This window comes from Microcystis sp. M53603_WE2, assembly GCF_030065435.1.
This window is the reverse complement of the sequence record NZ_JASJFF010000514.1, coordinates 1-10108: the sequence shown is the minus strand read 5'-3', so window position 1 is coordinate 10108 and position 10108 is coordinate 1. Positions and strand designations below refer to the sequence as shown.

Annotated in this window: 10 protein-coding genes and 1 pseudogene; 7 read left to right on the top strand and 4 right to left on the bottom strand. The window is 40.6% G+C overall.

Annotation, left to right across the window (positions count from 1 at the left end; all coding sequences use genetic code 11):
• The 5 genes from PX481_RS10740 to PX481_RS10720 all read left to right on the top strand — a co-directional run.
• A partial coding sequence (locus PX481_RS10740) for a ribulose-bisphosphate carboxylase large subunit (protein ID WP_288094564.1) occupies window positions 1-873 on the top strand: 873 nt, incomplete at its 5' end.
• A 130-nt stretch (window positions 874-1003) separates the two neighbouring features.
• Complete coding sequence (rcbX, locus tag PX481_RS10735) at window positions 1004-1402, top strand: RuBisCO chaperone RbcX (RefSeq protein WP_061430949.1); 399 nt, start codon at window positions 1004-1006, stop codon at window positions 1400-1402.
• Window positions 1403-1417: 15 nt separating this feature from the next.
• Window positions 1418-1753 (top strand): ribulose bisphosphate carboxylase small subunit, encoded by a 336-nt coding sequence (locus tag PX481_RS10730; RefSeq protein WP_002741682.1) that lies wholly within the window; start codon window positions 1418-1420, stop codon window positions 1751-1753.
• Window positions 1754-1962: 209 nt separating this feature from the next.
• A complete protein-coding gene (locus tag PX481_RS10725) occupies window positions 1963-3138 on the top strand; it encodes an ImmA/IrrE family metallo-endopeptidase (protein ID WP_288094563.1) in 1176 nt (391 codons plus the stop codon).
• The gene (locus PX481_RS10720) at window positions 3138-3671 is read left to right on the top strand and encodes a PIN domain-containing protein (RefSeq protein WP_002777280.1); all 534 of its coding nucleotides are present in this window, start codon (window positions 3138-3140) and stop codon (window positions 3669-3671) included. Before PX481_RS10725 ends, PX481_RS10720 begins: the two co-directional genes overlap by 1 nt.
• 598 nt (window positions 3672-4269) lie before the next feature.
• On the opposite strand, the gene PX481_RS10715 is transcribed toward PX481_RS10720, so the two are convergent.
• Window positions 4270-4578 carry a DUF4926 domain-containing protein gene (locus PX481_RS10715; RefSeq protein ID WP_002759315.1) on the bottom strand — a complete coding sequence of 103 codons (309 nt, stop codon included), beginning with the start codon at window positions 4576-4578 and terminating at the stop codon, window positions 4270-4272.
• Window positions 4575-4925 (bottom strand): DUF6883 domain-containing protein, encoded by a 351-nt coding sequence (locus tag PX481_RS10710; protein ID WP_159247607.1) that lies wholly within the window; start codon window positions 4923-4925, stop codon window positions 4575-4577. Before PX481_RS10710 ends, PX481_RS10715 begins: the two co-directional genes overlap by 4 nt.
• A 730-nt stretch (window positions 4926-5655) precedes the next feature.
• Between PX481_RS10710 and PX481_RS10705 the strand changes: the two genes are divergently transcribed.
• Together PX481_RS10705 and PX481_RS10700 are read left to right on the top strand one after the other, a co-directional pair.
• A complete protein-coding gene (locus PX481_RS10705) occupies window positions 5656-6972 on the top strand; it encodes an AAA family ATPase (RefSeq protein ID WP_002759313.1) in 1317 nt (438 codons plus the stop codon).
• Window positions 6972-7439: a hypothetical protein gene (locus PX481_RS10700; protein ID WP_002759312.1), complete on the top strand. Its 468-nt coding sequence runs from the start codon at window positions 6972-6974 to the stop codon at window positions 7437-7439. The genes PX481_RS10705 and PX481_RS10700 overlap by 1 nt, the downstream gene beginning before the upstream one ends.
• Before the next feature lie 363 nt (window positions 7440-7802).
• On the opposite strand, the pseudogene PX481_RS10695 reads toward PX481_RS10700, so the two are convergent.
• Both PX481_RS10695 and PX481_RS10690 read right to left on the bottom strand, forming a co-directional pair.
• Window positions 7803-8243: pseudogene (locus tag PX481_RS10695) on the bottom strand (dynamin family protein); the annotation flags it as partial.
• Between the two features lie 152 nt (window positions 8244-8395).
• Complete coding sequence (locus PX481_RS10690) at window positions 8396-9901, bottom strand: group II intron reverse transcriptase/maturase (RefSeq protein ID WP_288002256.1); 1506 nt, start codon at window positions 9899-9901, stop codon at window positions 8396-8398.
• Window positions 9902-10108: the final 207 nt, after the last annotated feature.

Sequence of the window (10108 nt, the reverse complement as noted above, 5' to 3'; positions counted from 1 at the left end):
GGTCGTGCCGTTTATGAATGTCTCCGCGGTGGTTTAGACTTCACCAAAGACGACGAAAATATTAACTCTCAACCCTTCATGCGTTGGCGCGATCGTTTCCTCTTTGTCCAAGAGGCGATCGTTAAATCCCAAGCAGAAACCAACGAAGTTAAAGGACATTACTTAAACGTAACCGCTCCTACCTGCGAGCAGATGATGCAACGGGCTGAATTCGCCGCCGAAATCAAAACCCCCATCATCATGCACGACTACCTCACCGGGGGTTTCACCGCTAACACCACCCTGGCGAAATTCTGCCGCGACAAAGGGTTACTGCTCCACATTCACCGGGCAATGCACGCGGTTATCGACCGTCAGAAAAATCATGGGATCCACTTCCGCGTTTTAGCTAAGTGCTTACGTCTCTCTGGTGGTGATCACCTCCACTCTGGAACCGTTGTCGGTAAACTCGAAGGTGAACGCGGAATCACGATGGGTTTTGTTGACCTGATGCGTGAAGACTATGTAGAAGAAGATCGCGCTCGTGGTATTTTCTTCACCCAAGACTACGCTTCCTTACCCGGGGTAATGCCCGTTGCTTCCGGTGGTATCCACGTTTGGCATATGCCCGCGCTGGTGGAAATCTTCGGTGACGATTCCTGCTTACAGTTCGGTGGTGGAACCCTCGGCCACCCCTGGGGTAACGCACCTGGTGCCACCGCTAACCGTGTGGCTCTGGAAGCTTGTATCCAAGCTCGTAACGAAGGACGCTCCTTGGCCCGCGAAGGTAACGACGTTATCCGGGAAGCTTGCCGTTGGAGTCCTGAACTGGCTGCCGCTTGCGAACTCTGGAAAGAAATCAAATTCGAGTTCGAGGCTATGGATACCCTCTAATACAGCCCTTCAGAAGGTTGTTAGCAGTTATCGGTGCAAAATAATGCCGGGGACTTGCCCAAAATCGGGAAGCAGTCGCTAGAATTTCAACACTGATAACTGTCTAGCCAATAACTGAAAACTGTATAAAATGTATCCGAAAAAAGTTGTTCAAGATACCGCGAAAGTCTTACAAAGTTACCTAACTTACCAAGCGGTTCGCACGATTATCGATCAATTGTCAGAAACTAATCCCACTTTAGCTATTTGGCTGAGTCACTATACTTCTAGCCATTCCATTCAGGATGGCGAGGCCTATATTGCGGGGTTAATGGCTGAGAATAAAGAGTTAGTTTTGCGGATCATGACGGTAAGAGAACATCTAGCCGAACAGGTTTTAGAGTTCTTGCCAGAGATGGTAAAAACGGGAATTATTAATGACAATACCGAACATCGTCGGCAACTTTTGGAACGTCTCACCCGTACTGCTATAAGTCAACCAGAGACATCGGAATTAAATCTCGATGTTGATGATCTACCCAACCCATAAGGAATCAAGAAACCCATGAAAACTTTACCTAAAGAGAAGCGTTACGAAACTCTTTCCTACTTGCCCCCCCTCACCGATCAACAAATTGCTAAACAAATTCAATACATGATCGATCAGGGTTATATTCCTGCTGTGGAATTTGAAAAAGATCCCAAACCCGCGGATTATCATTGGACGATGTGGAAACTGCCTTTATTCTCTGTTTCTGGTCCCCAAGAAGTTCTTAATGAAGTTCGCGAGTGCCGCACTGAATATTCTGATTGCTACATCCGCGTTATCGCTTTTGACAACATCAAACAATGTCAAACCATGAGCTTTATTGTTCATAAACCCAATGCTGGCCGCTACTAATTTGGCTGTCATCTAATTATTAACTGTTGAGGGGGGTTCTTAAACCTCCCTTTTTTTTATTTGTCTGGTACAATTTTTAGCAAGAGTGAATCCGAGCTAGAAATAGGGGAGCATCTCACCTTTAATTGAAATGACTATATAATTACTCACTTGCATAAATGAAATGCTCCCAATATAATGGGACTGGATTCCTGTTTTTCTCATTAGCGATGGCATTTGATTATGTAGTTTTAGGCAGAAAGCTCAAGAAAGCGCGGGAAAGCCTTTTAATTGCTCCGCAAGAGTCGGCATTGCGTCTTCAAATCAGTTTGCAGGAATATCTAGATATTGAAGAAGGCAGGAATGAAATTACTGGCGACCAGTTGGTCTTGTTATCTGTTATGTACCGCCGTGACTTCAGGTACTTCGTTACAGGCGACTACCCATCAGCAGAGTCCCAAGTTCAAGAAATATTTCGTCGCAACGCTGCCCTTTCCAAAAGCGATCGCATTGCTATTCAGGAATTTGTTCGGCTTTGTGAGTACGAAGATTTCCTAGAAAGGGAAGTATTTCAGCGTCAGCCTACAAAGATTCCTAATTACGCACAATATCCGTTTAATCATAGCTACTTCAAAAGACAAGGTGAAGAAGCAGCTTCTTTGGAGAGAGAACGTTTGGGTTTAGGGCAACAGCCAGTAGAAAATATATTTGAGTTAATCAGAAATCAAGGCATTCATATATTCAAACGTCAATTAGAAGATAAAAATATATCCGGACTATATATTAACCATCCGGTAGCTGGTCACTGTATTCTCATCAACTATCTTGATGATTTATACCGACAAAATTTTTCTGCCGCTCATGAGTACTGTCATGCTTTATTTGACTCTTCTGAAGGGCAGGAAGTTACATACTTAAAATCTTTAAATGCTCGGTCTGAACTTGAGTGGAGAGCCAATAGTTTTGCAGGCAGCTTTCTAGTTTCAAAACAAAGAATTGAGTCAGATTACTCACCCGCAGAAAGCTACGAAGCTTGGGTTAGTCTCATTCGGCGAATTGCTGAACGATTTCGAGTCAGTTCTCAAGTGGTAATTATCCGTTTATCTGATCTTAAATGGCTCAATGAAGCTTTAAAAGATCAATTAATGCAAGAAAAACGTTTGGTCATTAAACATGACGAGAAATTTGATCCTGAGACTCCACCAACGCTATCTTCAGGTATGCGAAGTAAATCTGCACAAATTATACGTCAAGGTTTGTCCTGGCATTTCATTGATTTGTGTACAGAGGCATATAGAAGACGAGAGATTACTCACCATAAGCTCCTAGATATGCTACTGCTACCTTTGGAAGATGGTTATCAGCTTCTAAATGAACTTCTAACGTTTTTGGAGGTCAGTAGTTAATGATGGGCGTAGTATCTATCGATACTTGTGCGATTATTCACTTCATGTACATTAATCGCTTTCATCTTCTTAAATTGCTTGGATACTCTGTGATTACTACAGTGTATGTTCAATTAGAATTTGAGCAGGGACATTCTGATAGTTTAAATTATTACAAAAAACTAATTGATTATGGTGAAATTACAACATTTCCTCTAGAGATCGAGGATTTAGTTGAGATGTCAAACGTCCCTCAATCAAAACGTGCGAGTGATGCAGAACTGTCCTGTTTTGTTGTTGCCAGACGTATCGGTGGCAAAGTGCTGACCGATGATAGAAAGGCAATAAATTATATTCGGCAATACCTTCAAATGCCGAAAGATACTATTACTCAACTGGTGGAGGTTTTGATAGAAGCTTATTTAGCAGACCATTTAGGGGATCATGAGCTTAGATCAATTCAGGAAATTCTGGAGAATAATAAGTTCAAGATTAAGTTCGACTTAGCTCGTGAGGCAGCAAAGAGAAGATGGATGATGGATGAGAAGTGTTGAACGATAGTGAGATTTCCAAGGCACTGCGTAGCAGCACGCCGCTATTACCTGGTGCTTTAATAAAATGTAACGCACCTTGTCTGTGGGGTGCTAAGTTAACATCAACATAGGAATTATAACTATTACTGGACTTATACCATTTTTCTTTATTTGCGTCACAACGAATGCAGGCTTGGCAAGCATTCGAGCGTGGATGTCTGTCATGGATTTAGAAATTTGGTATTACCCCTTGACAAAAGACCATAACCCGTGCTGTATCTGAATGGGGTTTTACTGGGTACAAATTAAGGAAACCCCAAATAAATCTAACGCCTTCGAGCCGTTGCTTTTTTATTTTTTGATTCGATTCGTCAAACTATACCGATATTTTCTAGGTGTCGATAGCCTTGAATAGAGGTTCCTTTTAGGTTCAAAAATTTATCAACTATCATAAGTAAAATAATCTCGTTTTTGGCGATTATATCAAATCTTAACTCTATTGTCTATCTTTGTGGCCTTAACTTGTTTGTGCCTTCAGTCCTTCCCTATATGAATTTCAGCTTTTATTTTAAGTTAATTATTTGCATAACAATTATGGAATAGCCTATTTTTTCCGATTTTATTGATACAAAGAGCGGGTGAAATCTAAAACTTTTTGTTGCTTTTCTTTGGGTAATTTATCGATTAAAGCTGTTAGCTTTTCTGTTAAAGATAACCAAGTTTTGTTCTGAGCTTTCCAGATGACAATAAATTGCTGCATTGGGAGAGAACAAAGGGCTATAGTTTCCCCTAGATCATTACTAAATTCAATTTCGTAACAACCATCATTGTAGTCTTCAACAATTGTCCCTTTTTCTCCCATTATTAAGTTATGTTCAGGCAAGTCAACTAATAATTCCACAAGGTCAAATAATTCTGGTTTAATCATGGTCTTTTTCTCACATATAAAGTTACTAATTTAGCTGTATCACTATCAGGCTCAACAATCCATCCAGTCCTCACTATTTCTTGTTGCCCTGGTTCAATTCCTGTAATTTCTAGGTCAACTTGATAGCGTTTGTCATGTCGATCTGTACTTTGATAAACAGCTTTTGCTTCAAGGGATTTGTTAGCGATTTGTTGTAGAAGTGGCTCATAATTATCTTGAGTATATCCTAAGTGGCGTTGAAACATGATGGCTTTATTTAATCCTTTTGGATTGTCTAAATTGAGAGCATATTGGGTTAATTTTCTAGAATCTATTTTGACTTTGTTGACAATATCTTTTAATTTCATTGGAATTAAGACGATTATTAATTTTGACTTTGCCTCTAGTTTCATATTTCATAAGGGAGCATCTCACCCTTGCAATAAGTAGAAATGCTTAATGAGATCAATAAAAAAGTTAAAAAAGGCAACCATTTAGCTCTGGACTTTACCCGTACAAAAATACTAGCTATGGCTAAAAGTCTTACAGAGCCTGAGTTAAAGCAATATAATACTAACGGACTACTGAACACAAAATCCTGAAGTCTTTACGCAGATAGGGTTTGAGGCAAAAATATTCCAATTTGACCTTTCGACCATTATAGCTTGTTTCGGGGCAGAAAACCAGCAAAAACATGGCTACAGAGGGAATTGCTTACTCTAGAGATTAATGACATCATCTGTGATCATAAGGTTAGCGATCACTATAAAGCCAACTCCACAGAATCGCTCTACTCTAGATACAGTCAACGGTACAGCCATTTTCAAGGGGAAAATGTACCCAGTAGCGTCTTTTCAATTTTTTCTGAGAAGCCCCATGCAGTAAGGGTAAGGGTTCCGCCCTAATGCCAATAAACAGCGACCTTATCTCCCCACGCCTAGATTATACTGTTCGGATATGCCCTGCCCTACAGTTTGAGTTTTCAAGGTTATGGGTGCTAGTTTTCGGTACTTGTTAGAGTCTATAAGCTGCGCTGGTATTGGAACTTTTAGTACAAATGCTCAAACTGCACCAGTCAAGATTTAATGGGTGAAAAGTATGTTAACATCGCTGACTCTTCGGAATTTCAAAAGCTATCAGGAGGCAACCTTGTCTCTAGCACCCATCACCTTTTTAATCGGCGCTAATGCGTCAGGTAAAAGTAATGCACTAGAAGCAATTCGCTTACTTTCGTGGTTAGCGAAAGGCAGCAGGTTAGATGACATTGAACGCAACATTCAAAGCGGGAATGCAATTGCTCGTGGACAAGCGATCGATCTTTTCGGTGCAGAAAAACAGTATTTTACCTTGGGAACACACATTGATAACGCTCCTGACGGTTGGACTGATTTTGAGATTGAAATTGGGCTATTATCAGACCAACTTATTATAATCGGAGAAAGTGTCAGTAAAGCTAATAAAGATCAGGAATTAACACTTTACAAAATTGATAGCGATCCTAACCCGCACACCGATGAAATTAGGGTGATGTATAACAATTTTAACAAAGGTAAAAATAAGCCCCACATACCTTGCTCTAACCGACAAGCCATTTTTTATCAATTGGAAACTCCCAGTCGGTTCCAGCAAAGTCATACTAAATCACAAAAAATTATTCCAGCAGTTACTAAAGTAATTCGAGAAACCTTGAGGAATATCGTCTTTCTTGATCCTCGTCCAGCAGTAATGCGGGATTATGCTTACGCTAAAGATGATGATATTAAAGAAGATGGCTCTAACCTTTCTAGTGTTCTTTACGCAGTTTGTCAGCAGGGAGAGACTCAAAAAAACAAGTTGCTTGACTTCATTCGTTCATTACCAGAACAGGATATTACCGATATTCGCTTTATCATTACAGACCGCAACGATGTTATGGTGAAACTAATAGAGTCTTTTGGGAACAAAGAACATCAGATAGATGCTCCTTTGTTGTCTGATGGTACTCTGAGAGTTTTAGCGATTGCTGCAACTCTACTAAGTGTAAATCCTGGAACTTTCGTAATTATTGAAGAGATCGATAATGGTGTTCATCCCAGTCGTGCAGATAATTTAGTTAAGCAAATTCGGGAGATCGCCTTAGAAAGAAAACTGAGGGTACTGATCACCTCCCATAACCCGGCGTTATTAGATGCAGTACCCGATAGTGATATTGGAAATGTACTTTGTTGTTACCGAGATCCGCAAGCAGGAGATAGTCGTATTGTCCGATTAGCTGATTTAGAGCGTTTCCCCGAATTAATTGTGCAGGGAACTCTTGGTCAGTTGATGACTAAACAAGTATTAGATAAGTTCTTAAAGGATAAGTCCACAGCAGAACAACGTCAACAAAACGCGCTAAGTTGGTTAGAGCAATTAAAACAGGGAGAAGTAGCCTGATGGGAGCTATTTGTCTGATCGATACTTCGATCTTTTTAGAGATACTTAATGTCCCCCACAAAGCGAGTCAATCTGAGTTAATACTTCAAGAGTTAAAAGAGAAAATTGAAGCTGGGGAATCTCTTTTTTTGCCAATGGCGACCATTCTGGAAACTGGCAATCATATTGCCAAGGCCAAAAAGGTAGATGGCAATCAGCGACGTATTTGTGCAGAAAAATTTGTAAATCAGGTAACACAAGCTCTTGAAGGAAAATCTCCCTTCACCCCCATTAGTTTTCTAAAGAAAGAAGACCTGCAAGGATGGTTAAAAGAGTTTCCTGATGAAGCGATGCAAGGTAGGGGACTGGGAGACCTTTCTATCATTCATGATTGGCAAAGAATTTGTGATCAAAATCTAGGCCGCCGCGTCTATATATGGTCTTTGGACAAACACCTTAAAGGTTACAATCGGCCACCGAAGTTATGAGTAATTGACTACGGATTTACTTTTAATAGTCGATTTGTAGTTTAAGAGGTGGAGATTTAATTAGGGTTGGCTGAATAAATCTAAAAATCTTGCTGGATAAGACTTTTAGACCTTTTTGGAAATCAAAAAGTACCGGACATGGGAGTGAGCGGGGGGAAAATTCAGGGACTTTTTCCCTGAAAATTAGGTAATTGACCACCTCAAAATCGGTAAAACCCCACACCCTACACCCCACACGCTGCCCCCAGGAAAAACTTTTTCAGCAAACCCTAATTAGGATTAGCGAAGCTTAATCCACATCCCCAAATCACCGTAATTCACCGCCATCGTCGCAATAATAGCGGTGCTTTGCTATAGCTAACGCTACTGAGAGGAACTATTTCTTTTCAAGGCAATTGCTAATTGTCTCAGTCGTTCACTAACTTCTAAATTAAATTCTTGAGATTGCAAATTAGCGGGTAATTCTGCTACAAGCTGAGGATTCTCTTTATACCATTCGTTTTGAGCGACACCTGCCCATGTTCCTTCTTTTTCTCGAAAAATATCCACTAATCCTCTTAATTCTTGAATACAGTAGGACTCAAATCCTGCAGCTTCAAAAATACCATGGCGTAGATATTCTTCAAAAGCGTTAATATCATTAGTTACTTCAAAGGTAACAACCTCTCTGGGTGGGGTTAATTGGTCAGCCAAATCGATAACTGTATCTACCGTCATTCCGATAACGTTTTTGGCAATTTCTGTTACACCTAACACCTGTTGACGAAGACTAGGATTAAAGAGTAAATCAGAACCATACTTAACTGAAACAGTCCAGTAGGGTGTGTTAGCGTTAGCGTAACGCACGAATTTTGAACATTAGATAAGGTGGGTAGAGTCGATGGGAGATATTATCCTCCGCACCTCTCTCTTAGAGCCGAGCGTGCGACTTTCACCGCACTCGGCTCCCGATAATCTTAGCTTTCACTTTTGCACCTGTGGATGTAATCGTGGCATGATTCGTGTACTGCCAAAAGATTATTGGCTCGACCATTAGCGTGATTTCTATCGATGTGGTGCAGATGTATTCTTTCCTCATCAATAAATTTCAAGCCACAATATCCACAGGTATGGTTCTGTCGGATTAAAGACCTAGAAGTTGCTCCATCGTAAAGTTTGGACTGTCTCTTAGACCAGTAAACTAAGTCACCGTTAAAAGGCGAATAATCTCCTCTAACGTTGATGTGCTTGTTTTCTGAATATGGCACAGGTGGAAACGCTTTTTTGACTAAATTTGCAGCCATCTGGCGGTTTACCTTTTTTTCTTTTAAGAACACTTTATATGTCCTATGATTAAGTTGCCATAATGAGAATCTTGAGCCATTCAGTTTACAATAGCGGTGGTAGTTTCTCCATCCTCTGACTATTGGAGCTAATTTTTGGGCTTTAATCTTTGCCCCATAATTCGAGTGATTGATGATGGCTTTAACTTTCTGACGAAAGGCTTTAAAGTTTTCCTCTGAGGGATAACTTCTAAATTTTCCGTTGGCTTGCACAACAAAGTGCCACCCTAGAAAGTCAAATCCTTCTGTCGAGGCTACTAACCTTGTCTTCGATGGCTTAATGTTTAGACCTCTTGTAGCTAGAAAACTTGCGACTTTTTCCAGAATCTCTTCCGCTTTATCTTGGGGTTTAAGAAGGAACACCAAATCGTCAGCATATCTGACTGAGTAGTGAATATTCTCTATTCCATTGAGAGCGATGTTTGCTAGTAATGGACTCACGACACCTCCTTGGGGAGTTCCTTGTTCAGGAAATTCTGGGTTAACTCCTGCTTTTAAGCATCTCATCAATCCAGCTTTGATGCTTTGGGGAGCAATGATTAATTCCCTTAATGTGTTGTGGTTGATTCTATCGAAGCATTTCTCGATGTCTAATTCTAGGATTCTTTTGTTTAATCCGTTGCTGCTACTTCTTAAGTTTAAGAAGAGTATTTTTTGACAATCGTGAGCGGAACGTCCAGTTCTAAAACCGTAGCTCCTTTCGTGAAATGTGGCTTCGTGGGCAGGTTCTAGGGCGTATTTGACAAGACATTGCCAAGCTCTATCTGAGATGGTAGGAATTTTGAGCATCCGGGTTGTTCCATCCTTTTTGGCTATCGGAATTTTTCTCAGTCCCTGATGTTGCCAATTCCAGACTTTGGTTTCTAGGACTGATTCTAATTCCCACCTTTCTCGGAATGAAAGTGATGCTTTCCCATCTATTCCTGCTGTCTTCTTACCAGCATTTAGTTGAGTTACTTGACGAATTGCCAGTAATCTAGCACTTCGAGATTTTAAGATTAGCTTTTGAAGATTTTTGGCTTTTGCCTTGTCTCCTACTCTCATGGCTTTCCACAATCTACATTGTAGTCGGAATAGATTCCTACGGAGTTTCTTCCACGGAATGTTGTTCCACAGTTCTCTAAAACTATTACTAATCATGAGTCTAACTGGTCTCTACTTGGTTTCTTGTGTTCTGATTACCTCGAAGCAATTACGCTTCGTCCTACCCGATGTTAGGGGTTACGTTGCTCGTCCAACCTACTTGAGTTTCGACTTTTCTCTTGACCTAATCATCGTTTTTCTTCGTTCCGACTGTTGGATTGTTTTGACAACTTAGGGTTGACCACTTCACCCACCTTCAACTCT